Annotated in this window: 18 protein-coding genes; 5 read left to right on the top strand and 13 right to left on the bottom strand. The window is 63.8% G+C overall.

All coding sequences use genetic code 11. The features are described from left to right. Positions 1-477: 477 nt before the first annotated feature. Together P7A99_RS24540 and P7A99_RS24535 are read left to right on the top strand one after the other, a co-directional pair. Positions 478-1,785 carry a UDP-glucose dehydrogenase family protein gene (locus tag P7A99_RS24540; RefSeq protein WP_277796334.1) on the top strand — a complete coding sequence of 436 codons (1,308 nt, stop codon included), beginning with the start codon at positions 478-480 and terminating at the stop codon, positions 1,783-1,785. A gap of 149 nt (positions 1,786-1,934) precedes the next feature. Continuing rightward, complete coding sequence (locus P7A99_RS24535) at positions 1,935-3,893, top strand: TolC family outer membrane protein (RefSeq protein ID WP_277796333.1); 1,959 nt, start codon at positions 1,935-1,937, stop codon at positions 3,891-3,893. Here the strand turns inward: P7A99_RS24535 and P7A99_RS24530 are convergent. The 13 genes from P7A99_RS24530 to P7A99_RS24470 all read right to left on the bottom strand — a co-directional run bounded on the left by P7A99_RS24530 (position 3,862) and on the right by P7A99_RS24470 (position 19,121). Further along, on the bottom strand, positions 3,862-5,103 hold the full coding sequence (locus tag P7A99_RS24530; protein WP_277796332.1) for a glycosyltransferase family 4 protein: 1,242 nt from the start codon (positions 5,101-5,103) through the stop codon (positions 3,862-3,864). The two genes, P7A99_RS24535 and P7A99_RS24530, sit on opposite strands and share 32 nt — an antisense overlap. Then, positions 5,100-6,347, bottom strand: coding sequence for an O-antigen ligase family protein (locus P7A99_RS24525; protein ID WP_277796331.1), 1,248 nt, complete (start codon positions 6,345-6,347; stop codon positions 5,100-5,102). The genes P7A99_RS24530 and P7A99_RS24525 overlap by 4 nt, the downstream gene beginning before the upstream one ends. A 127-nt stretch (positions 6,348-6,474) precedes the next feature. Continuing rightward, complete coding sequence (locus tag P7A99_RS24520; RefSeq protein ID WP_277796330.1) at positions 6,475-8,712, bottom strand: GumC family protein; 2,238 nt, start codon at positions 8,710-8,712, stop codon at positions 6,475-6,477. Between the two features lie 24 nt (positions 8,713-8,736). Continuing rightward, the gene (locus P7A99_RS24515) at positions 8,737-10,038 is read right to left on the bottom strand and encodes an outer membrane beta-barrel protein (RefSeq protein WP_277796329.1); all 1,302 of its coding nucleotides are present in this window, start codon (positions 10,036-10,038) and stop codon (positions 8,737-8,739) included. A gap of 56 nt (positions 10,039-10,094) precedes the next feature. After that, entirely contained in the window at positions 10,095-10,634 is a 540-nt protein-coding gene (locus tag P7A99_RS24510; RefSeq protein ID WP_277796328.1) for a hypothetical protein, read from the bottom strand. A gap of 27 nt (positions 10,635-10,661) precedes the next feature. Continuing rightward, positions 10,662-11,216 (bottom strand): polysaccharide biosynthesis/export family protein, encoded by a 555-nt coding sequence (locus tag P7A99_RS24505; RefSeq protein WP_431307705.1) that lies wholly within the window; start codon positions 11,214-11,216, stop codon positions 10,662-10,664. Between the two features lie 32 nt (positions 11,217-11,248). Then, complete coding sequence (locus P7A99_RS24500; RefSeq protein ID WP_277796326.1) at positions 11,249-12,115, bottom strand: metallophosphoesterase; 867 nt, start codon at positions 12,113-12,115, stop codon at positions 11,249-11,251. Next, entirely contained in the window at positions 12,112-12,777 is a 666-nt protein-coding gene (locus P7A99_RS24495; RefSeq protein WP_277796325.1) for a hypothetical protein, read from the bottom strand. Before P7A99_RS24495 ends, P7A99_RS24500 begins: the two co-directional genes overlap by 4 nt. Continuing rightward, entirely contained in the window at positions 12,743-13,501 is a 759-nt protein-coding gene (locus P7A99_RS24490) for a transglutaminase-like cysteine peptidase (RefSeq protein ID WP_277796324.1), read from the bottom strand. Before P7A99_RS24490 ends, P7A99_RS24495 begins: the two co-directional genes overlap by 35 nt. Before the next feature lie 97 nt (positions 13,502-13,598). Further along, positions 13,599-14,723, bottom strand: coding sequence for a glycosyltransferase family 4 protein (locus tag P7A99_RS24485; RefSeq protein WP_277796323.1), 1,125 nt, complete (start codon positions 14,721-14,723; stop codon positions 13,599-13,601). 70 nt (positions 14,724-14,793) lie between these two features. Beyond that, on the bottom strand, positions 14,794-15,921 hold the full coding sequence (locus tag P7A99_RS24480; RefSeq protein ID WP_277796322.1) for a glycosyltransferase family 4 protein: 1,128 nt from the start codon (positions 15,919-15,921) through the stop codon (positions 14,794-14,796). Between the two features lie 181 nt (positions 15,922-16,102). Further along, a complete protein-coding gene (locus P7A99_RS24475; RefSeq protein ID WP_277796321.1) occupies positions 16,103-17,476 on the bottom strand; it encodes an O-antigen ligase family protein in 1,374 nt (457 codons plus the stop codon). Positions 17,477-17,564: 88 nt separating this feature from the next. Next, the gene (locus tag P7A99_RS24470) at positions 17,565-19,121 is read right to left on the bottom strand and encodes a lipopolysaccharide biosynthesis protein (protein WP_277796320.1); all 1,557 of its coding nucleotides are present in this window, start codon (positions 19,119-19,121) and stop codon (positions 17,565-17,567) included. 187 nt (positions 19,122-19,308) lie between these two features. Here P7A99_RS24470 and P7A99_RS24465 point away from each other — a divergent pair, with 187 nt between their 5' ends. The 3 genes from P7A99_RS24465 to P7A99_RS24455 all read left to right on the top strand — a co-directional run. Continuing rightward, a complete protein-coding gene (locus tag P7A99_RS24465; protein WP_277796319.1) occupies positions 19,309-20,376 on the top strand; it encodes an endonuclease/exonuclease/phosphatase family protein in 1,068 nt (355 codons plus the stop codon). Between the two features lie 135 nt (positions 20,377-20,511). Then, positions 20,512-21,609, top strand: a complete 1,098-nt coding sequence (locus P7A99_RS24460) for an acyltransferase family protein (RefSeq protein ID WP_277796318.1) — start codon at positions 20,512-20,514, stop codon at positions 21,607-21,609. A gap of 128 nt (positions 21,610-21,737) precedes the next feature. Further along, a partial coding sequence (locus P7A99_RS24455; protein WP_277796317.1) for a calcium-binding protein occupies positions 21,738-23,267 on the top strand: 1,530 nt, incomplete at its 3' end.

Below are 23,267 nucleotides of genomic sequence, written 5' to 3'. Positions count from 1 at the left end.
CAAGCCCCGATCGCCTATCGCCAACGGCCGGCCCGCCTCACCGCGGCGCCGGCCGTATGCTTTTTGATCAATAGACGGCTTATAGGCTCCGTTTTCACTATTTAGCACTCGGCGCCGGAGTGGTCGTTTCAACTGAAACGGGTTGTGCGAAATCTATGTCGCATGGAAAAGCGTGAGGTCACGGCTCGCCTGAATTTGACCGTGACCGGCCTGTAGCCGAATTGAGATTCGGGGCTCTACTTCTCATGACGCAGCGGCGAACAAAGCTTAGCCTTAACGCCTTCTGTCATAAATCATTAGAATTGCAGGGAGAAAATTCGGGCCTCGACAATCCGCGCCCTCGTCTGGCGCAAAACTCGGCGCCTCTTGATGCGGCGCCGCAGCGAAATCTCTCCCGCAGCGCATCTTGCCTATGTCCATTCTAAGTTTGCTCGGCTAGAAGAGCCGCGGCGAAACCAAATAACGGTGGTCACACCTATGCGCGTTGCGATGATTGGAACGGGTTATGTCGGTCTTGTGTCGGGGGCATGCTTCGCTGACTTCGGTCACGTGGTAACATGCATCGACAAAGACCCATCTAAGATCGAGCGCCTCGAAAAGGGCGAGATACCGATCTTCGAGCCTGGCCTGGACGACCTGGTGGCCCGCAACGTGCGCGAGGGACGGCTCTTCTTCACGTTGGACGGCGCCCAGGCGATCAAGGACGCCGACGCGGTGTTCATCGCGGTCGGCACGCCGACCCGTCGCGGCGACGGCCATGCCGACCTGTCCTACGTCTATGCCGCCGCCGAGGAGATCGCCGGCCTGATCGAGGGCTTCACGGTCGTCGTCACCAAGTCGACCGTGCCGGTGGGCACCGGCGACGAGGTCGAATCGATCATCAAGCGGGTCAATCCCGACGCCCAGTTCGCCGTGGTGTCCAATCCAGAGTTCCTGCGCGAAGGCGCGGCCATCGAGGACTTCAAGCGCCCCGACCGCGTGGTTGTCGGCACCGACGACGACCGCGCCCAGGTTGTCATGCGCGAACTCTATCGCCCGCTTTCCCTCAACGAGACCCCGCTCGTCTTCACCGGTCGCCGCACCAGCGAGCTGATCAAGTACGCCGCCAACGCCTTCCTGGCGATGAAGATCACCTTCATCAACGAGATGGCCGACCTGTGCGAAAAGGTCGGGGCCGACGTGCAGCAGGTGGCCAAGGGCATCGGCCTGGACAAGCGGATCGGGTCGAAGTTCCTCAACGCCGGCCCCGGCTACGGCGGATCCTGTTTCCCGAAAGACACCATCGCCCTGGTCAAGACGGCCGCCGATTACGGCGCGCCGACGAAGCTGATCGAGACCACTGTGGCGGTCAATGATGCGCGCAAGAAGGCCATGGCAGAGAAGGTCGCTGCGGTTCTGGGGACCGAAGACCTCGCCGGCAAGACCGTCGGCGTGCTGGGCGTGACCTTCAAGCCCAACACCGACGACATGCGCGACGCGCCGAGCCTCGACATCCTGCCGGCCCTGCAGGCCAAGGGCGCCAAGGTTGTAGCCTTCGATCCCGAGGGGCGCCACGAGGCTGAAAAGCTGCTCGAAGGGGTCACCTTCACGGCCGGTCCGTACGAGGCCGCCGATGGCGCCGACGTCCTGCTGATCCTGACGGAATGGGACCAGTTCCGCGCTCTTGATCTCGACCGCCTCAAGACGCTGCTCAAGGCTCCGGTCGTCGTTGATCTGCGCAACGTCTACAAGCCGCACGAGATGGTGCGCAGCGGGTTCACCTACGCTTCTATCGGCCGAGGGTAAGTCGCCGAAGGGTTCCGCTCGCCGGGCGAGCGGAACCCTTGCTTGCGGATCGACGGCCCGGTAACCATTCAGTTGCGAGTCATGGCCGATACTTAACGTCCATTTACCGTGACGCGTTAGTTCAAGGCGCGCTGTGGGCGGGGCGGTCGATGATCAGGCACTTCTTCGCGAGCGTCGTGACGCTGGCTTTGGCCACGTCGACAGCCGACGCTCAGACGCTTGAGGACGCGCTCCTCCTGGCCTACCGGAGCAATCCGGACCTCGTCTATCAGCGCGCCCAGGTCGAGGGCGCCGAGGCGCTTGTTCAGTCAGCACGCGCGCCAGGCTTGCCTCAAGCGCAGATTAACGGCGCAGCGGGCCGCTCGCGCCTCGATCTCGACAGCGACAGTCCCGATCAGACGCAGGATGACACGAGCCTGCAGCTTGGTGTCAGCCAGACACTGTTCGCCGGCGGGCGGATTGCACAGGACATTCGGCGAGCCAGAGCCGCCGAGCAAGCCACGCGCTACGACCTGCAGCAGACCGAACAGGTTGTGCTCGGCCAAGTTATTACGGCGTATGTCGATGTTCAACGCGACGCGGCAGTGCTGGCGGCCCGGCAGCAGAACGTCGAGGCGCTGCTTAAGCAGTCAGCCGGCGTCTCGGCGCGCTTTCGACAGGGAGAGGTCACGAAAACCGACCTTGCTCAGACCGAAGCGCGCCTTGCGCAAGCCCGCTCGGGCGTGGAAGCGGCCCGAGCAAACCTCGCCGTGAGCCGAGCGGCTTTCCAACGGGTTGTCGGCCAGGCGCCCGGGGAACTGGCGCCGGCCCCGGCCTTGCCGCAGACGCCTCTATCGGCCGACGAGGCTCAGCGTCTTGCCGAACAACGCTCGCCCAGCGTTCACGCCGCCCAATTGCGGTTAGCCGCCTCCAGGGCCGCTGTTCGGCGGGCGCGAGCCGAACGATCACCCAACGTCAGCCTCGACGCAACGGTCGGAAAGAGCGACGAACGTCTCGTTGCGGGCGCAGGTGGCCTGGCCGACAGCTTTCAACGCCAGGATAGCTATGGACTGAGGCTGAACCTGCGCGTGCCGCTGTTTCAGGGGGGCGCGGTCAGCGCCGGGGTGCGGCAGGCCAAGGCGGCCGAACGCGGGGCGATGGCTACCGAGGACAGCGTACTGAGACAGGCCCAGGAGGGCGCAGCCAACGCCTGGAGCCGAATGGTCGCGGCCGATGCGATTATTGAAAGCTCGCGCCAACAGGTCAACGCGGCGCAGGTAGCCTACCGGGGCGGCGAGTATGAACTCAACGCTGGACTGCGCTCGACCTTCGATGTTCTCGATCTGCAACAGGATGTCCTTAGCGCTCAGATCACCCTGGTCACGGCCGAGCGAGACGCCTATGTCGCTAAGGTCAATCTCCTGCAGGCCGTCGGGGGTCTTACGCTCGAAAGGCTCGGCGTGCGTCTGGACGGCCAATCCCCCGCGCCGATCAGGCCCGGCGCCCTGAGCGCCGGCGATTACCTGGCGCTTGCGCCCGCCCCACGCGGCGCCTCCGCCGTCATGCCCTCGGGCGTCAGGCCAGCAGCCCCCGGTCCTGAGGACCAGGCCAGTCGCGGGAATGAAGCCGCGGCATCCCCCCCCGCCGCTCGCGCCATGGCCACTGCGCGAGGGCCAACGATCATCGCCACGCCTTCGCCCGCGCTGCAAAAGGGTTCGCCGTCGTCAGCGAGCGGGTCTGGCGCGGCTGCGCTGCCCACCCGGGCGGGGCGCGCGGCCGAAACGCCGCCTACGCAACCCACCCCCTCCCCTGCCCGATCCGGCCTCGTCTTGGCGTGCGCGGCGCAGGTCGGGGCCTATGGCGCCCGTTCAGTCGCCGAGGAGGCGCGTCATCGGCTGCAGGCGCTAGAGCCTGCGCCTCCAGCCGGCTGGACGATCGAGCCGGCGCGAACGAACTTGGGTCAGACGTTCCGGGTCATGGCGGAAGGGTTTGCAGACACGCGGGAGGCCGAACGCTTCTGCCGGTCCCTGGCCGCAGCCGGGATCAGTTGCTTTGTTCGCACATCGCGATGCGCGTTGGCTGCGCAATCGGCCCCGGCTAGCCCGCCTGGGCTAAATCGTCTTCCCTGACGCGCCGGCGGCGCTCGATCGCTTCCTCCAGCAGCGCAAACTGCGCCGAGAGGGCGTCTGCCAGGTTGTATCGCTCCACGATCAGACGTCTTGCGGCTTGAGAGATTTCATGTCGACGCGGGCTTTCAAGAGCCGACACGACATCCCTGGCGACGCGATCGGGGTCGGCGAACTCGGTCATGAACCCGGTCCGCCCATGGGTGAGAACTTCGCGAACCGGCGGGGTGTCGGACGCCACGAGCACCGCGCCGCAAGCCATCGCCTCGAGAAATGACCATGACAGCACGAAAGGCACCGTCAGATACACATGCACGGCCGATAGCTGCAGTAAGGCCAGATAGGCTCTATACTCCAGCCAACCGACAAAATGCACTCGATCGCGATCATAGGAAATCTCAGACTCTAGCGTCTCGCGCCAGGTCAGCCCGTTTGCCGGCGGCGTGTCGTACCCCCCCGTCTCGGCGCCGACGATGACCACCTGTGCATCGGGACGGGCCTGCAGCAGGGCGGGCAGCGCACGCATGAAGGTGTGGAAGCCGCGATAGGGTTCAAGGTGTCGCGCCGCGAAGGTGATCACCTCCTGGCCTTGCTTGATCACTCGTCCGCACGGCAATTGCACCGCCGCATCGGGTTGAGGCCGGCAAACGGCTATGTCGACGCCGTCCGGGACGACGCGTATCCTCTCTTGCAGAGCGGCTGGGTGACGGCTTTTTTGCCATTGGGTCGGCGACCAGCCCAGATCGCAGTCCTCAAGCGCCAAGAGCAGGTGAGCATTGCGGGTTCGCAGACGGCACAGATCGTCTAGATCGGCGGGCCGCACCACGCCGATATCGCCACCCTCAGACCGATAATAGTACTCGCAGTAATTGAGTATAGCGGTCTCAGGGAAGATCTCCCGGAGAAAAAGGCCCTCGCCCCACCCCGGATGGACGATAGCGACATCGGGGATAAACCCCGCGCGACGCAGCGACTGACAGATCCGGGTCACCTGCTGAGCGCGTAAGACCGCGTTTTCCAGCGTGCGCACGTAGAAATGCGTCTGGGCCGTGGTTTCGCGAACCGGTTCGTAAACGATCGTGCGGACGCCGGGGATCTCGACATCAGCGCGACGTGTAACGAATATCGGCTCATGCTCCGGATCCTGGCCCATTGCGCGAGCCAGATGCTTGAACTGGCCGGGCATGTTGTTGTGAAGAAAAAGAACCTTCAAGACGCCTCCTTGGCGCGTCGCCGCCGACGCGTTCCGACGCGTCGAGCGTGAGCGCGGGCAGTAGCGGCGATCCCTAGACCAGCGCCCAGCAGCATCGACCAGAAAGCGGCGATCGAGGGCACCTCCAGCGCGTAATCGGTACATCCGTGAAGCAGCAGTATGGCGCTAACCAAACAGATCAGGACCAGCCATCGGCCGGCCCAGCGACGCATGGCGCCGACGATCTCGCGCCCAATGGCGGCCAAGCACAGGCCCATGGCCGCGGCGCCTAAGATTCCCGCTTGCATCAGCCATTGTAGATAGAGGTTGTGTACAGCGCCGACCGTCGGCAGCAGTTCGATGTTGTTTTCCGACACAGCCGCTCTGGCCAGGGGCTCGAAGCTTCCGGGTCCAAAGCCAAGCAGGGGCGAGCGCATGAACGCCTCCCACGTGACGCGGAAGAGTTCGGCGCGGAGGGGGGCGTCGGTGGCGACGCGGGCGAAGCGTCGTCCAAGACCTCCCAGGTCGGCAACAACGGTAAAAAGGGCAAGCAGCAGGACGCCGATGACCACGGGCGCCAAGCGTCGACGGCCCTTTGCGCCGCGACCCAGGCCATGCGCGAGAAGAAGCATCGCCATGGGAACGGCGATCAAGAAGGCCGTTCTAGAGCCGGTGAGAATGAGAGCGCTTGATGCGGCCAACAGCGTCGCAACGTCCGGCCAAGCCTTCAGCAGCCATTGACGTGACAGCGGCGTACGTTCGAGCGGTCCGTCAGGTAGAGACTGGACCCGCCTGAGAACCAGTCCCAGGCTGATCAAAGCAAGGCAGCCACAAAGAGCGCCGGCGGTGTTGGCGCTGATGAAGCTCGCGGTAAAGCGCGATTGAGCCGTGAACTTGGCTGCGCCGTAGAGCTCGGTCGGCGCGAGTGCGTAGAGCGACAGCGTAAGCGTCAGGTACGCTAAACCCGCGCGTGAAACGAACACGAAGAACAGACGGGCCCGTCGACGCGAGTTCACCCAAAGCGCGCTGGCCAGAAACAGGCAGGCCAGCCCAAGTAACTTTGCCGTCTCGACAAGCGCAAGGCCCGGCTCGATCGCCCAGCCGATGGCCGGCGCGGCAGACAGCGCGTAGAGCGCGACTGTCAGGGTGAAACCAGCAACAACCGCACGGCTGAGCGGCAGACGCGTCGCGGCGTCCTGGCCTCGCCGGCTGACAAGGAAGAAAGTCAGCAGGCAGCCATGAAGCGAAGCGGCGGCAAGCGCCAATCCCTGCGCGACCACTCCGACCAGAAGATGCTCGACGAAAACCAGAACGACGAGCGCGCTGAGCGCTCGCCTTTCCAGGAATTCCCAAGCCCCTCCCCGCCGTCGTTCGAGACGTCGGCGCCGATGCCTAGCTGTAGTAGGAGCTGTACTTGTCGTAGTAATAGCCCGCATCCCCAAAGGCGGTCCGCCGCTGCTCGCGCATGTCGACCTGGGTCAGGGCTGCGCCGATGACATTGGCGCCGACCGATTGCAGGTTCTTAAGGGCGATCCCCGCGGCTTGATGAGGCGTGCGCCGCCACCGGACCAGGAACAGAACGCCATCGACCTTGGTCGCCAGGACACGCGTCTCGGCGATCGCCAGGACCGGAGCGGTGTCCAGGATGATGACCGAGAAATGCTGACGCAGGTCTTCGATGACCTTGTCCATCTCGGTCCCGCCTAGAAGATCGGCGGCGACTTCGCGGTCTGCCGCCGATCGCGGGAGGCGATAGGCGTTGGAGTGGGCGTCCTTTACGACGGCCTGCTGCAGCGTAGCCTTGCCTTCCAGAACCTCCCGTAATCCGGCAGTCGGCGCATTCTCCGGCTGGCCGGACTTTGCCCGACGGCGCAGGTCGCAGTCTACGAGGATGACCGTCTCGCCCGATTGGGCGATGCTCCGCGCCAGGCAAAGCGCCGTGGTGGTTTTGCCCTCGCCGGGCAATGCTGAGCTGACCGCCAGCACTTGAGCTGGACGACCTTCCTGCGTGAACTTCAGATTGGCCGCCAGGCTTCGGAACGACTCCGCGAAGCTCGATAGCGGCTTTTCCATCACAAAGCTGGCCGGCGAGAGCTTGCCGATCCCCGTCCGCTCAGTGGTGGGAAGCGTGCCGAGGTCGGCGATCGCGCCCAACGAGGGGACATTCAAGCGGTGTTCGAGGTTGACCTCGCTTGTGACGCCGTTGTCGAATAGTTCAGCAATGATCACGGCGACGGCTGCGGCCAGCACCGCGGCGATCAGGCCGCCGACAATGTACAGCGCCGGTTTGGGCGCGCTGGGCGCGCGCGGCGCGGCGGCCATCGCGCCGATGCGCGCGTCGGATTGCTCGATGCCCTGCTGGGCAGTCGTTTGTTTGAAACGATCGAGGAAGGATTGATAGAGCGTGCGGGCCGACTCGGCGTTTCGCTCCAGTTCGTTCAATCTTACCTGCGCGGTCGCATTTGCGCTGAGCGTGCCGCGTTGGGCGCCAAGGCTCGACTCGATCGAAGCGGTTCGCTGACGGGAAATCTGCACCTGTGCTTCAAGGTTTGACATGATGCGACGGACCTCGCCTTGGATCTGCGAGTCGATGTCGGCCAGCTGGCGTTGGGCCCGCTGCAGGTCGGGGTGGCGCTCGCCGTAGCGACCTTGCAGATCGACGACCTCTCGGCTGGTTTGCGCGCGTTGATCACGCAGGCGCGTAATCACGGCCGAACTGAGAGCCGCACCGAGATCTTCGCCTAGCTGGCCCCCGCGCATCTGTTGTCGGGCGGCGTTGAGACGGGCCTCCTGCTCGGCCTGGTCGGCGCGCGCGCTGGCCAACTGTGAGCTGAGGCCTGAAATCTGCTGCTGGGTCAGCGTCTCGCCCTGGGCGCTGGCCAACAGGCCGTTGGCCGCGCGGTAGTGTTGAACCGCAGCCTCGGCCGTTTCAACCTGCGTGCGCAGGCCTGCAAGTCGAGAGTTTAGCCAGGCGCTGGCGCGCTGCGTGGCCTCGTACTTGGTGTCCAGCTGATTGGCGAGATACTGCTCGGCGAAAGCATTGGCGACCTTGGCGGCGGTCTCAGGCGAGCGTGAGCTGAACGAGATGTTGATGGCGTAGGTCAGCCCCACGCGGCGCGCCTGGAGGTTGGCCAGGAGTCTACGGGCCACGGCGGCTTGAACCTGTTCGCGGGTCGGCGTTGCGCCGGTTGGTCCAGCGCCCGAGACGAGCTTCTTCAAGCCCGACAGCAGGCCGGGCTTTTCCAGAGCGGGATTGAATTCGGGATCCTTGTCCAGCTCGAGCGCCTTGACGACCCGCTGCGCCAGAAGCGGCGAACGCAGGACCTCGACCTCTGTGTCGATGGTCGGATTGTCACGGGCGACCTCGCCGGTGACCTGCTCCATGTCGATGACCCTCTGAGCGCGGGCCTCGATGACCACCTGGCTGGTGGCGGTGTAGGTGGGCTTGGTTGTGAACAGCGCTGCAAGGGCCAAGGCGAAGACGGCGACCATGATCACCGCAACCAGCGGCGCGCGGCGCACGATCACGGCAATCACCTGCCGTACGTCGAGCGGCTCGTCACGCAGGGGCGGAGCCAGTGCAGCTTCCGAACGCGGAGAGGAAGCCGCTGCCAGAGTTTCGTCAGTCATTGGGAGCCTGTGAGAAGCTAGAGGCTAGAATCGATAGGACAGGCCGAGCACGACGCTGTTGACGTCATAGCTTCGTCCCGCGTTCGCCCCTTCGGATTCCTGATCATAGTGCTGATAGCGGAGATTCAAGCCAATCGTGCGACTAAGGAGGTAGTTGGCCGCGAGCGCCGCCCCCCAACGCTTATCCTGACGCTGAATGCCAGCATAATCATCATCGCCCCAACTGGCGCTGCCAGTGATGATGAGGTTGCGCAGAAGCTCGTAGTCGACCTGAAGGAGCGCTGACGTGGAGAGGAAACCGGCCGCGTCCGTCACGGGCGAGTCTTCCACCCCGCGTTCGACGCTGGCGGTGACGCTGATGAGCTGGGTGGGGAAATACTCGATCTGACCGCGCGCCGACAGGCCGTTCACCGAGGAAAACTGATTGTCGTAGTCTTGGTCGAGATAGCCAATGCTGAATTCGCCGCGAGCAAGGCCGCCGAGGTCAAAGTTGGCCCCCACGCCGACATCGTAGCCCGTGGAGTCACGCTGGGCGGCCAAGGCTCCGGCGCCGTCACGTTTGTTCGCCGCAGCGGTGAAGAATACGGAAGTATCGGGGCTTATCGCATACTCAGCGCGGCCCGCGGCAACGTAAATGTCACGATCGCGGAAACCCTGCGAAACGACCGCGCCCGTGGTCCGGTCGCGGTTATCGTCGAACCGCTGCGTGCGATAGTTGGCTTGGCCCGAGAGGCGCAGACGTGCAAAGGCCTGCGAGGCTCCGACAAACACGCGGGCTGACTCAAAGCGGTTGGGTCCGGAGAGGTCGGAACGCGCGCCCGACGACGTGCGCGACTCGGTCGTCTTCTCGTAGGACGCGCCCGCCTGGACGCCGGCGCCGCGCAAGATGTCGTAGCGGGCGGTCGCGCCTGCAATCCAATCTGTGGCGCTCTCTTGGTCGTTGTCGAGGTACTCGGCGACATTGGCGCGCGCAAAGCCATTCAGCGCGTGGCGACCCCAGTTGGAGCGCGCGACGATCGACGGCTGGATGCGCACAATGGTGTCATCGACGACATTGGCGTTGGTCGCGTAGATATTGTCGTTGAACTCAAGCTCGCCGGTCAAGGTCGGAGAGACCATGAAGCCGCCCACGGCCTTGGGCACGCGCGAGAATTCAGGGCGTGGCCGTTGCCGCACGCTCACATTGCGTTGCCGCGAGAACAGACCCTCGCGATAGGCGGTCTCGTCAAACGCGGCGACCTGAGCGCTCGCCAGGGACGGCGCTGCGACACCGACCAGCGCCGCGGCAGCCAGCCAAGCTTTCTTGCACGATGCAGCCGTCACCATTTCGGATCCCCGTCTCAAAAACAAATAAAGTTGTGTGCTGGACAGTCGCCGGCTTCTTACGAGCCGGGTCGATAGTCCGCCCCCCCACTGGCGCCTGCAAAGCTAGGCGCAGGCGACAACGCCGCCGGGTCGCCTCCGGTTGCAGCCACCGACAGGCCGGCGGCGCAAGAGCCTCGCTGGATCTCCGCCTTGCCTTTTCGCGCAGCATCGATCTGCGATTGGGTGTAACAAGCTACGACCGTGGCATCCACCCTGGCCTTCAACGCCGCCAACGCAGCATTGGAGGGACGCGTGGTCGCGCGCACAGCCGCCAGCGCCTGCTGGACCTGCAGGGGGCTAAGGCCAGCAGCGACGATCGTCGATTGCAGGGCCTCAAAGCTCAGCGTTTGAGCCGCATCGAAATCCAGTCTTTGCTGAGACGCCCGGGCGACCGTATCGTCGAGCGCCTGTTGCAGCACGCCCGTCAGAGCGGCCGCGTCGGTCGCCGCGGCGGTGGACGCAGTCTGGGCCTGCGCCCAGGCGCCGGCCGATGTCGCGGTTGCAGCCGTGAACATGACGACGAAAGCCGCAGCCACGGATTTGTTGAATATGGTCATTGATGCCTCCCACAAGCCCCTGACATTTTAGAAGAACCGCTCACCGATGCGGATAGTGTCGCCGGGATTCACCAGCGTGTTTGGCCCGAGAACTTGCTCGCTCTCTGCGCTCTGGTCGGAGCGCTTGATAAACACCCGTCGCGTATCGGCCCGATAAGTGAAGCCGTTCGCCGTCGCCACGGCCTTGAGCACAGTCATGCCGTGGGCGTAGGGATACTCTCCAGGCTTGTTGACCTCGCCCATGATGTAGAAGGGCCTATACGTCAAAACTTCGGCGCTGACGCGGGGATCTTTCAAGTAGCCGGCCTTCAGAGCCGCTGCGACAGCGTTTTGAAATTCCGTAGTTGTAAGCCCCTTGGCCCTGACCTCGCCGATCAGCGGCAACGAGACATATCCGGCGCTGGAGACGTCGAACTCGCCAGTAAGGGTCGGCTCGTTGTAGGTGATGACGCGGACCTTGTCGCCCGCGCCAAGGCGATAATCCTGCGGCAGGTCCGCCTGAACGGGACCTGCGGGACCCGGCGTGGCCGCAGGAGCGGTGGCGCAGGCGGTTATCCACAGGCCCGCCACGACCAGGACCATCGCCAAGCCGGCGCGGCCCCAAGCAAAACCCCTCATCCAACTTCCCCTTCTTCGTACCAGGCAATCTCGGGTGGACCTGACGGCCTAGCACGCGCTTGCAAGATCCTGCGCGTGGTCCCTTCAAGTCGGATCGCCGTCAGCCGTCCCGTGGCGTAGGCGCCGGTATCTAGACCAATACGGCAGTCCTTGAACATGGGTATCTCCTCCGGAGTGTGCCCATGAACGACAATTTTTTCTAATTCTTTCGCCTGCTGCAAGAACGGGGCCCTAATCCAGAGCAGATCTGTCTCGTCCTGATCAGCCAATCTGACGCCGGGCCGCACGCCTGCATGGGCGAAAAAATAGTCGCCGCGCTCATGGCAGATCTCTAGCGCCTCAAGGAAGGCCAGATGTCGTTGAGGCAACGCTTTGATGAAGGCTGCCTGGGTCTGCCTCCAGATTTCCGGATCCTCGACGCTTGGGCTGGGCGGCGGCACGCCATAGGCGCGTAGGGTTTCAGCGCCGCCGAACCTGACCCACTTGGCTCCCACCATCGGATCATCGGTTAGGAAACCGAGCATGATCTGCTCGTGATTGCCCATCAGCGGCCGAAACTCAACCTCGCCGCTATCGCGGACAGCTAGAAGAATCTGCAGAACGCGTCGCGTCTCGGGACCGCGGTCGATATAGTCGCCAAGCGGCACGATCACCGGTTTTCGGATCCCGTGGCTGTCAATGTCGTGCCAGATCGCGCTGACCATCGATCCGAGAAGGTCGGCCCGCCCGTGGACATCGCCGATCGCATAGACGACCTCGCCGCCCGGGGCGCTTGGCCGCCAGTCCGCGTCCGTCACAGGGGATGGAGCGCTCGCCCCACGAAGGCCGCCCACCAGGCGTCGCCAAACAGTCTTCATGGTCATCGGTCTCGGCCCGCGGCGGACATGCGATGATCCAAGCCTTGAATACGCAGGCTTAGGGCCATTTGCCCGGCGGGGTTGGCCACACTGAGCAAGCGCTTACGCATTGTCCGGCGAAATGCGGCTTCCCGCCAAAGAACGTCCATTTCACTCATAGCGTAGGCGCGAACGGCGGGGACTGCGCTGTCCCAACGCTCAAGAATGAAATTTAACCGCCAGCTGGCGAATTTCGCGTCGGCCGGCGCCAACCTGAAAGCTTCGATCAGGGCCGCATTGGCCGCCGGCGTCAACGGGGCGTCGGCGGCGGGCGCCTCCAGATAAGCCAGCCGTAGCAAAGCTTCAACGTGCATCGGAGCCAGGTCCAGCTCCGATCGCGTGGCGCTCAACGCCTTGCGAAAATCAGGCGGCTGTCCGGCGAGGGCTTCATCCGCCAGCGCGCCTTGCACTTGAGGCAAGGGCAGAATTAACGCAGCGGCGCGTGCAAACGGCCCTGTCGGCTGCAGACGGACCCACAGCAGCGTCGCGCTCAGCAAGACGGTGAAGATGCTCGCAGCTAAGCAGAAAGCCGCTTTGAGTTTGAATCCCTTCGGGCCTGAACGCTGCGGGCCTTCCGCGCCGGGCTCGGTTTGGTCAGGCGACCTTAGCCCACTGGCTTGCTTGCCCATCGACCTGCCGTTGCAACCACGTGTAGCCGGTCTGATGCCACAACGTGACCCAGGGCGAAAGGTTGTCCAGCACATAGTCTCCCGCGTCGGTCTCGACGAGCAGAACAGCGTGTATTTCGCCCCAAGGGGTGCGAGCCACCGCGATGTTCAGCGCCTCGGCTGGAATGCCCGCCTTGATAAGCGCCTCGCGCTTTTCGACGACGTAGTGCTTGCAATTGCCTCTAGCGGCGCGACCCTCCGTGATGGGCAAGGCCCAATAATCCGATGCGCCGAACGCCTCCAGATCTGTGGCCGGCACGATCTTGCGGTTGATCGTCCGGTTGATCTTCTGCATGCGACCCCACAAACCGCCGGTCAGCTTGACCGCATGGCCGCTCGGCGCGGCCTTTGCGTCGGGTGACGGCATGGCGGGCCTGCCGCTGGCCGCGAAGGCCATCGCCCAATCGAAACGGCCCCCGCTGTCGGGCGACTGCGGCTTCAAGGCGGCCTCTTGGGCCTCTTCGGCTGAGGGCGCAGTCAGCGGACCGGCGCACTGTCCGGGCAAACGCTCGCAAAACGCCAGATAGCCGGCCGGGGGCGGCGCCTGCCCGTAGGACGGCATGATGGCCGATTTGGCCGGAGCGAAGCCCGCCGGCGCAGCCCATGCCGGCGCCGTCAGAAGGACGCCGCCAAGAAAAAGCGCGCCAGCGCCGACGGCAAAGCGTTGCGGAATCTTCCTCGCCATCCCCGTTGTCTCGCACAGTCAAACCGTACGTAGACCCTAGGTCGACGCTGTTAAATTCCGCCCTATTTTCAAGGTTTATAGGATATGAACGGGTCGGTCAGGCCATGTCCAAAACAGAGCCGCGCACTGGCTCGAGAAGTTCTTTCTCAAAGCTATCAACCATGCGCGTCAGGGAGAACTGGCGGTTGACGAGGGCTTGGCCAGCCGCGCCAAGTCGCGATCTCAAGCTGGGATCGTCTGCTAGATCGGCGATGTGCTGTTCCCACGCGGTCGCTTCATGCAACCCCGCCATCAGACCGCACGGCTGATTGTATTCATCGGTGAGCGTCTCGCGTTGCATGGAGATGTTGCTCACCAGACAGGGCAGAGAAGCGTGCATGGCCTCCAACAGCGCATTGCTCTGGCCCTCATAGAACGAGGCCTGGAGGAAAACGTCGGCGGCGCCAAGAAGCGCTCGGATCTTGTCACGCTCAAGATGGCCAAGCAGGCTCACCCGCCCTTCAGGGTCGCATTGGCTCAGCAAAGTGCGCAGGTTGGCTTCTTCGCGGCCGGCGCCGGCAATCAGGAGCCGGCCCTTGCCCACGCTGCAAAAGCGCTGGATGAGGAACTCATAGTTCTTTTGCGGTTCCAGGCGGCCGACGGCGATGAAGAGCGGCTCGCCGTCCTCAATGCCAAAGGTCTGCCTGGCCAGAGCGCGATCCATCTGTAGCGGCGACCATTCGATACCGTTGTTCACCACCCGAAGACGGCGGCGGTAGGTCTGCGGATAGTTCCAAAACGAATCTGCGACCGACTGCGAAACGCAGACGATCTTCGTATAAAGTCCCGTACTTCCGGCTAAGCGATCGCAGAACTGCATGAGAGCGCTGAAGGTCGGCCCCGGCGTGCGTTGGGAGGCTATGCGGGCGCGCACGCCGCAGATCGCGCCTGCGACAGCTGAGAACACCGCCGCCAGAGGCAAAAAGCCTAGGATGGCGTCGGGCTTGTAAGCGCGCACGACGGAGATCAGTCGGATCAGGCAACGGCCATAATCCAATGCGCTGGGCGTCTGCGTCTCCACCAGCACGCGCGCATTGATATCCTGGTCGGCAGCCTCTCTCTTGCCATAGAGGAAAACCACTTCAACCTGGTGGCCGCGCTGGGACAGTTTCCGCGCCAAGCGCTGCAGGGCCACCTGAGCGCCGCCGTTATGGGCGAACGAGGCCACGCCCATTACGCGCATTGGAAGCCTCGCAGGTCTTGAGGGCGTCGATAACGACAGCGCGTCGCCGATTGAGAGGGCGTACCGGTCGTCAAGAAATCGCCGCCCTGTAAATATCTTCGATGCGGCGGGCGTGGTTGGCTACGGAGAGGGTTTCCGCCGTCCTTTGGCCGGCGAGCGCGATCCGTTCGGCCAGCACAACATCGTTCAGCAGCCGGCGCACAATCTCAATCCATCGGTCTGTCTCTCGAGGCGCCAGAAGAAATCCGTTCTCGCCGTCGCGCAGCACTTCGACCAGGCCGCCGTCAGTGGAGGCCACGACCGGGACGCCCAGCGCCATGGCTTCGAGGATGTTGCGCGCCAGGGGCTCGCGCTCGGCTGGGGCGAGGATCACGTCACACGCGGCCATCCACTCATAGACCGGGCGTACGAAACCCGGCGCGATCAGGCGATCCATCAACCCGTAGGCTTGGCGCTTTAGATCAAACTCGGTGTCGAGGGGTTCTACCGGCCCGCCGCAGGCCAGCCCGTAGACCGGGCGCCCCGCTACGGGTTCTGGCAAGGCGTGCAGGATATCGGCAAGGACGTGAGCGCGCTTTCGACGCGTGAGATTGCCAAACACGCCGACGAGCGCAGCGTCGGCCGGCAGGTTCAGGCGCTCGCGAACCGCCTTCTTTGCTTGCGCGCGTTGCTCGGCGCTCCAAAAGGTTTCCAGCGCATTGAACTCCACCGTGGTCTTCTTCTGAAGCCAGCCAGGCAGAATGGCCTTGGAGTAACCGGAAACAGAGATGATCTTCTTGGCCGGGAGAAGGCTGCCGGCGATGGAGGCGCTGGCCTTCGAAGAGGTGCGCCAGTGGGCGATCAGCTTGCTGCCTGAAGCCAGGCTCGGCAAAGCCCAGGTTCTCAACATCGTCATATCGTTAGTATGGATGATGTCCAGACCGTGGCGCTTGATCGAGCGCCAGCAATGTGGGAACGCCGCCAGTTGCTCCGGGCGGGCGCGGTCAGGCCTCTCGTAGCCGCCGATATCCGACAGGGCCGGCAACAACTCGGTTTTCAGACCACGCGCGGCGGCCTCGTCATGAGCGCGACCGGGCCCATGGGTAAAGACGGTCACATCGTGGCCGCGGTCCCTCAACGCGGTAGCCATGATGAGCGAGGACATGTTGCTGCCGCCGAAGCGGTCGCCGACATAAGGAAAACCGATTTTGTATTGCACCAACCTGTCCCACCACTCTCGTCGAAGCCGCCGCGGGCAAGATAGCCTCGGCTGACGACCAACGCGCAACAGTCTTCATCCTACAGGCGCGTAGACCCTAAGGTTAGGGATTTCACGGCTTCTTGCCCGAAGAACGTCCTTACGGCTCCTGCCCGCGCGCCTGACGGCGCCGAGCGCTGATTCATCGAACAATGTTCCGCCCTGCGGGCCGCAGGCCCTCGCCCGCTATTGAGCCGCTCTGCGTCGAGCGTGTGCGGATCGAGGGCTGTCCGAAGCCGGCGGCGGCCCGGAGGCGCTTTGCATGACCGTAACGACGTTCAAAGTCTGCGGTGTAGAGCGACGCCAAGACGAAGAGCACCCACGCCGCGTCAGTATGCCTGAGCGCCACCGTGGCCGACATGTTGTTGACGATAAACACGAAGGCGCAAACCATGAACACCGGCCACACATAGCCGCGGACGTCCCGCAGCGCCGTCACGGCGAGTGCTGCAACCGTTCTCAGCATGAAGATGACCAACAGGCACAGGCCGACCCAGCCCAACTCCAGCCATGTGTCGAGGTAGCCGTTGTGGGCGTGCGCGGGCATGCGCGCCCAGCCAGTGAGATAGACGCGGATCTTGTCGACGTCGGGACCAAGCCAGAAGGCGCGATAGCCCGAGCCGAACCAGGGGTTTTCATCGCCCGCGACGTGGATCGCGGCGCTCCACAGACTGGTGCGTCCAGACAGCGTGGCGTCGCGGCCAAAAGCGAGCATGAGCTCGTTGAAGGTCAGGGCCCCCACGGCGCCGAAGAGCACGACCAAGGTCAGGACGATCATGATGCGCAAGGAAACCGAAAGTCGTTCAGTGCGCAGGAAACGGACGGCCAAGGCTGACGCCGCTCCCCAGATCACCAGCAACCAAGAAGCGCGCGACTGGGTCATGATGCAGAGAATGGCCGTGCTGACCACGGCGGCGAGTTTGACCCAGCGCATGGTCGAGTTTGTCGGCTTGTGCAGAAGGGCCACGAAAGCGGCGATCGCGCACACCCGGCCCGCCACCGCCTTGTGCCCATAAACGCCAAACCAAGCGCCGTTGTTGATAGAGCCGTTGGTCACCCCGATGTTGGGTGCGACGATACAGACGATAACGCTGGCGCAGGTGCCGATGCAGAAGGCCACCAGCAGCCGGCTCAGGAACTCGTGAGCCGTGTATCGTGTCGCCAGGTAGAGGCAGAACACGATCGTCAGAGTATGGGCTACTGCCCGGCGAAACACCGGGCCGATATCGCCGCTCCAGAGCACCGACAGGACGGAAAGCACGACCAGAGCTGCCAACTCCGGGCGCCGCGCAAGCAAATGCCCAGCCGTACGCAGGCGCGAAAACAGCAGCACCAGCGACACGGCGTAGACCGCCATGGCGCAATAGAGCCGGCCTGGATTGCTTTCTCCCGCTTCGAGCGCGTCACGGCCGGGAGGGTACAGAAGCGGCGTCAGCGCGTCTGAAATCAACAGGAGAGCCAGGATGACGAAAACGTACTCTGCGATCTCGTAAACCTTGGCGCGGGAGATCACCATTCACACGGTTCCGTCGTTAGCGCGACACCGCCCGGCGCCGCGTTCTGATGATGCTTCGATGCAGCCAAGAGGTTGGTCCTAGTCATGGCTAAGCCCTCATTTGCTTTGGGCCAACCAGGCGCTCAAGGATTCTGACAATCGGCTTAGGCAGCATGCTGCGAGTGCTGGCGACCATGTCTCGCATAAAGTGACGGCCAGCCGTAAGAAGAAAACCCGCGTACAGCAGGCCGCCGAGCGGACACATCAAGCACAGCCGCGCCAGCGGCGTCCAATCCTGTAACAACAGCAAGCGCACCGCGACGAGCACCAGCGCCATGAAGCTCGCCGCAGCCAAGGGAAGCGTGACGCCTCCCAGTAGCGTTCTGGCGTCCAATCCTAGCTCGCGTTTCAGCATGCGAAATGATTCAGGCAGAGATACATAGCGGCGGGCTGTGTCGCCGAAAGCCGCTGCGAAAGGCCCCAGCAACGACAGGCCTCCGACCAGAATCGCGCCAGCGCCAAGCTTGATGAATTCGGTCTTTAGGCCCGAGCGCGGCCTACCGACGCTTTGCATGGCGGGCTGGAAAAACTGCATCAAGGTCGTGGCCAGGACCGCAAGAGAGAGCACCGACATGACCTTGGCGCTCTCGCTCCACTTCTCGCCGAAGCAGAGTCGGATGAAGTCGGAGGCGATCACCGCGCCGCCAAAGAATGCTGGGAAAGTAAAAAGGCCGCATAGCTGGGTGAAGCGCCGGTAAGCTCGCGCCATGGCCTCTCGGCCCTCGATCCTAGAGAAGGCCGAGAGGGTCATGTTCTGGACCGGCACAATGAACGTTTGGCTCAGGAAGTTCAGGCTGCGCGATCCGACCCGGAACATGCCCAAGGCCGCCGGGCCTGCAACAAGACCGATCAAAAAATCAGGTAAACGACCGTTCATCTGACCGACGAGGCGACTTGCTACGACGCTGGCGCCAAATCCCAGAAGCGGGCGAACTTCGCTCTTGGTCAGGTGGAAGCGAGGTCTGAACGGAGCCGCGTTCCAGATCACGACCGTTTGGACCAGGGAGGTGACGACGCGGTTTACGACAAGCGCCCAAACTCCCAGGCCAGCCAAGGCGCACGCCACCCCCACCACGCCCCCGACCAGCGCCGCGATGATGGCGCGTCCAGCCATCACCTTGTACTGGAAGTCTCGCCGTAGTCGCGCCTCTTGAACCGAGCGTACAGCGTCGAGAAGCAGCGTCGCCGACAAGGCCCAGAACACCATCGGAAACAGCAGTTGGCCGCTTTGCAGCACGATTCCGCCAGCGATGAGGCCCGCGACGACAACGAACGCCATCGACGCGATTATGTTGAGCCAGAAGGCTGTATTGGCGACCGCGTCATCCCAGATCTTTCGCTGGATAAGGGCTTCGGGAATACCGCCAAGCATGACCCCGCGACTTAAGTCGATGAAGAGCGCGGCAAAGGCGACCATGCCAAAATCGCGAGGTTGAAGCAGGCGCGCCAAGATGACGAAAATGACGAACGTCGACCCTTGGGTGCCTAGCGCGGCCACCAGCGACCACAGCGACGCTTTGGCCAACATTGGCTTGAGCTGAGCGCCCTTGGCCGCAGGCTTACGACTGTCTTGCGAGGCCTCCGGAGCGCCCGAATGTTCGTCCATGCCTCTCGCCTCAACTCTGCGTCTGGCGGGTCGCTTAGCCTACTTGTCGGGCCCTGGCTATCGGCGCCGCGCAACAGTGATCGCTCAAGCTTGCTAGCGCCCACGAAGTGCTCATCCCCAACCCGCCGCGCCAATCGATGCGTGGCGCTTTTGATTGTCCAGAGCGAAAGGGTTTAAGGAGCCGCGCATGATCCACGCCCCCTCCCCCGCCCCACGCCCGGATCGATCAACGCGGCCTGATCTGGCCGGCGGTCTTTTCGCCGTGACCTTGATCAGCTTGGCGTGCGCCCTAGCCTCGCTGATGGGGGGGCTCGATCCGCGCCTCGACCTTTTCTCCCACTTCCTGCCTGTCTGGGGCGTCACGGGCCTAGTCGCGCCGATGATGGGCGCCTTGGTCGTCCGCAACAAGCAAGGGCCGGTGTTTCCCGCGATCTGGATTGCAGGCGCGGCGGTGGCGGCGTCGGCGTGGATGCTTGCCGCGCCTGACCTCCTCAACCGTTCCGGACGCGCGGATCGCGGCGGCCAGCGGCTGCGCCTGGTGCAGCTCAATAGCTGGAAGCACAACGCCGATCTGGATGGAACCGCCGACTGGATCGTGCGCCAGTCACCCGATGTCGTTGTCCTGCAGGAAGCCTTTTCTCAGAACCTGCCTCTTGTCCGCCGCCTTCGGCATGAACTGCCCTATCGCGTCTCGTGCGCCGGCCGCGCGTCCTGCTCCACCACCATCCTGACGCGCACCCCGCCTCGATCTCACGGTGATCTGAAGATGGGCGCGGCCGATCCTCTCGCAGCCGCCTGGGGGCGCTATGCTTCCCCCGCCGGTGATCTCTGGGTGATGGGGGTGCAACTTCCATGGCCCTATCCGGTGGATGCGCGTCGCGCACGGCAAGAGGCTCTGATCGCCAAGATAAAGTCCCTGCCTGAAGACGAACTCATCCTTGTTGGAGATTTCAACGCCACGCCATGGTCGGCCCTGTTGCGGAGCATTGATCAGGACCTTGACCTCGTCAGGGTCACGCGCGGCGTGCCGACTTGGCCAGCGCGGGGGTTTCTAGGCTTGCCGAAGTCGACGGCCTTCCTGCCGCTCGACCAAATATATTTGGGTAAGCGCTGGCGCCTAATCCGCCTAGTACGCGGCCCCCGGCTGGGATCGGACCACTATCCCCTCTTGATCGACTTGCAGCGCAACGCCGACCATAAGCGCAAGTTTGGCGCGCAAAAGAGCTCGGCAAATTCGCCCCAGACGCGAAGATAAGCGAAAACTGAAAGCTTGAGCACAGCCTGGCGTTTTCTTTCGCCAGCTTTGGGTTTATCGCCAGAGCGTTAAGATCTGATACACTATGGGCATGGGGCCGCCTCCGACCCACGGGGCGGAGCGGGGCGGGGCAAGATGCGGATCTCACAACTTGACGCCGTAAGGGCGCTCGCCATCGGGGCGGTGATCGTCGAGCACTATGGCGGCCGAGAGCTTAACAGGTTGTTTCCGATGGGGGCCGGATCTGTGGGCGTCGGCCTGTTCTTCTGCCTGAGCGGCTTTCTCATCACGTCGTCGCTGCTGACCGAGTTCAGCGACAAGAGCCTGGATCGCAGGCAGGTGTGGCTTTCCTTTTATGTCCGCAGGCTGCTGCGCCTGGCGCCGGCCTATTACGGCTGGATTCTGGTGCTCGTCCTTTTGGGCATTGAGCCGGTGGCCTCTTCCTGGCCCTGGCACGCGGCGTATCTCAGCAACGTCTGGCACAGTTTGGGCAATCCCATGCTCGACTTCTGGAGCCTGGCGGTCGAGGAGCAGTTCTACGTCCTGTGGCCGTTCGTCATCGCCTTCACTCCGCGACGCGTTCTGCCGCTCGCGATCATCGCGACCACCATCGTCGGCAGTCTGGCCTTCAAGGCGGCGGCGGCGGCGGCGGGAATTTCCTCCGACGCCATCCAGACGCTTCTGTTTAGCAACATGACCGAGCTTGGCTTTGGGGGACTGCTCGCGGTGTCCTGCTTGCGACGAGGCAAGGCTTTCGACTTTTCCTGGTACGTTGGCAGCACGCGACGATGGTTCAATGTCGTCGCCTTGATCGCGCTGCTCAACGCCACTGTGGCTTGGTATCTCGTCCATACCAAGGGAGCATACCGCTACTACTTCAACGACATGACCTGCGCTGTCGTTTTCGTGTGGATAATTATCAATGCTTCGATTGGTTTCCGGGGTGTAATTGGCAGGATATTTGACAATCCGGTAGTCCAGTACATTGGCCGTATAAGTTACGGGCTCTACCTGACGCACAATTTTGTGCCGGACATTATCGTGAAATACTTTGGTGAGCAGCCGAAGATCGTTCTGGGGCCGGCGTCGCTAGCGCTCAGCCTGATTATTTGTGCGCTGTCTTGGAAGTTCTACGAGCAACCGTTCTTGAAGCTGAAGGACAGGTTTAGGCCGCGCCGTCGCCCTACGGCGCCGCCGGTGGGGTTGACCGCGGAATCCCAGACAAGCGTGTGAGTGCAGGGCCTGGGTTGCACGGATCTTGCGCGCCCCGCCGTGATCCCACTGTACGCGATCCACAATGGAACAGAACCCGCGCTCGCAAGCTTAACTGCGCCGCGGACTGAAATGAAGGTTTTTGTACCATGGCTGAAGACGTCCCCGCGCCGTTTGATCTGAACCGGTCGGGTACGGCGACGGCGCTGTTTGTGGATCTTGGCCTTCAGGAGCAGACCCTGGCGGACGGCACGCAGCTGTCGGGGGTCAAGCGGATCGTCTTCCAGGGCGGCGACGGGGCCGACACGGTCTTGGGCGGGGCCTTTGCCGACACCCTGACGGGCGGCGGCGGAGCCGACTCGCTGTCGGGCGGAGCCGGCGACGATGTTCTGACGGGCGCGGCTGGCGATACGCTGCTGGGCGGCGAAGGCCAGGATCAGATCATCATTTCGGCGGCTCCGGCGCTGGTGCGCGGCGGGGCGGGTTACGACACGCTGGTGGTCACCGGAGCCTCGAGCTTTGCGGCCGGCGCGTTGTCGGAAATCGAGCTGGTGCTGGTCAATCGGGGCGTCAAGGCCGACTTCTCCAAGCTGACGGTCGGCCAGAACGTCGCCGCCGGGGCTGGCAGCGCCGGCGGGGTCTATCTCGTCGGTTCGAGCGGTGCGGACACGCTGGTCGGCAGCGCCGGCGCCGACACCTTGGAAGGCGGCTCTGGCGCGGATGTCCTGCAGGGGGGCGATGGCGCCGACCGGCTTTCCGGCGGCCCGGGCAACGACAGCATGTACGGCGGCGCCGGCGACGACGTCCTGGAGACCAAGCGCGGCACCGGCCCTGACTACTTCGACGGCGGCTCCGGCGTCGATCGTCTGGTGGCTGACTTCCTGACCACCACAGCCAATATGCGCCTGGATCTGACCGACCCCTCGCTGCTTCAGGCGATCGGCGGCGGCTCGTTCATCGTCGATATCGAGCGTGTCGACATCGTCACCGGCTCGGGAGCCGACACTCTGATCGGTGGGACCCTGTCGGACACCCTAAACGGCTCTGGCGGCGACGACATCTTGGCCGGCGCCGGCGGCGACGACCGGCTCATCGGCGGCGCCGGTTCTGATTTGGTTCGCTTTTCAGGCGGTCGCGCAGACTATCAGGCCAGCCTCGCCGGCTCTGTCTTGACGATGACCGACACAATCGGCGGGCGCGATGGGACCGATACCGTCAGCGAAGCTGAGCTCTTTGCGTTTTCGGACGGCGTGTTCACCTTGGCCGAACTGCTCGCGCCGAGCGTCACCGATGTCGCCCTGAGCGCCAACACGGTGCTGGAGGGCGCGGCGCCCGGAACTCTGGTCGGCGCCCTGAGCGCTTCGGTGCAGGACGCGCGGGCTCAACTTTCCTATATATTGCCGGCCGACGAGACCCGGTTCGCCGTGGCGGGCGACCAACTGCTGTTGGCCCAGCCGCTGACCCCGGGTGTCTATCAGGTGCAGGTCACAGCGGTTGATAGTCGCGGCGGACAGCGCCTGGAGGCGTTCGAGATCGTCGTCACCGATGTCGACGAGGCTCCCCAGGGCCTGACGGTGACCAACCTCCAGGCGGTGGCCGAGGACACGGCGGTGGAGACGCGGCTGGCCGATGTGGCCGTGCTTGATCCCGACAGCGATCCGGCCAACCGCGTTTACAGC

Source organism: Caulobacter endophyticus, from assembly GCF_029543245.1.
Classification (GTDB): domain Bacteria; phylum Pseudomonadota; class Alphaproteobacteria; order Caulobacterales; family Caulobacteraceae; genus Caulobacter; species Caulobacter endophyticus_A.
The sequence above is the reverse complement of the archived record's forward strand: the minus strand, read 5'-3'. Positions and strand labels throughout refer to the sequence as shown.

Excerpts from the sequence above, each read along its gene's own strand:
- P7A99_RS24540 (WP_277796334.1), top strand. The coding sequence starts at position 478 with ATGCGCGTTGCGATGATTGGAACGGGTTATGTCGGTCTTGTGTCGGGG.
- P7A99_RS24535 (WP_277796333.1), top strand. The coding sequence starts at position 1,935 with ATGATCAGGCACTTCTTCGCGAGCGTCGTGACGCTGGCTTTGGCCACG.
- P7A99_RS24520 (WP_277796330.1), bottom strand. The coding sequence starts at position 8,712 with ATGACTGACGAAACTCTGGCAGCGGCTTCCTCTCCGCGTTCGGAAGCT.
- P7A99_RS24515 (WP_277796329.1), bottom strand. The coding sequence starts at position 10,038 with ATGGTGACGGCTGCATCGTGCAAGAAAGCTTGGCTGGCTGCCGCGGCG.
- P7A99_RS24510 (WP_277796328.1), bottom strand. The coding sequence starts at position 10,634 with ATGACCATATTCAACAAATCCGTGGCTGCGGCTTTCGTCGTCATGTTC.
- P7A99_RS24505 (WP_431307705.1), bottom strand. The coding sequence starts at position 11,216 with ATGGTCCTGGTCGTGGCGGGCCTGTGGATAACCGCCTGCGCCACCGCT.
- P7A99_RS24500 (WP_277796326.1), bottom strand. The coding sequence starts at position 12,115 with ATGACCATGAAGACTGTTTGGCGACGCCTGGTGGGCGGCCTTCGTGGG.
- P7A99_RS24495 (WP_277796325.1), bottom strand. The coding sequence starts at position 12,777 with ATGGGCAAGCAAGCCAGTGGGCTAAGGTCGCCTGACCAAACCGAGCCC.
- P7A99_RS24490 (WP_277796324.1), bottom strand. The coding sequence starts at position 13,501 with ATGGCGAGGAAGATTCCGCAACGCTTTGCCGTCGGCGCTGGCGCGCTT.
- P7A99_RS24485 (WP_277796323.1), bottom strand. The coding sequence starts at position 14,723 with ATGCGCGTAATGGGCGTGGCCTCGTTCGCCCATAACGGCGGCGCTCAG.
- P7A99_RS24475 (WP_277796321.1), bottom strand. The coding sequence starts at position 17,476 with ATGGTGATCTCCCGCGCCAAGGTTTACGAGATCGCAGAGTACGTTTTC.
- P7A99_RS24470 (WP_277796320.1), bottom strand. The coding sequence starts at position 19,121 with ATGGACGAACATTCGGGCGCTCCGGAGGCCTCGCAAGACAGTCGTAAG.
- P7A99_RS24465 (WP_277796319.1), top strand. The coding sequence starts at position 19,309 with ATGATCCACGCCCCCTCCCCCGCCCCACGCCCGGATCGATCAACGCGG.
- P7A99_RS24460 (WP_277796318.1), top strand. The coding sequence starts at position 20,512 with ATGCGGATCTCACAACTTGACGCCGTAAGGGCGCTCGCCATCGGGGCG.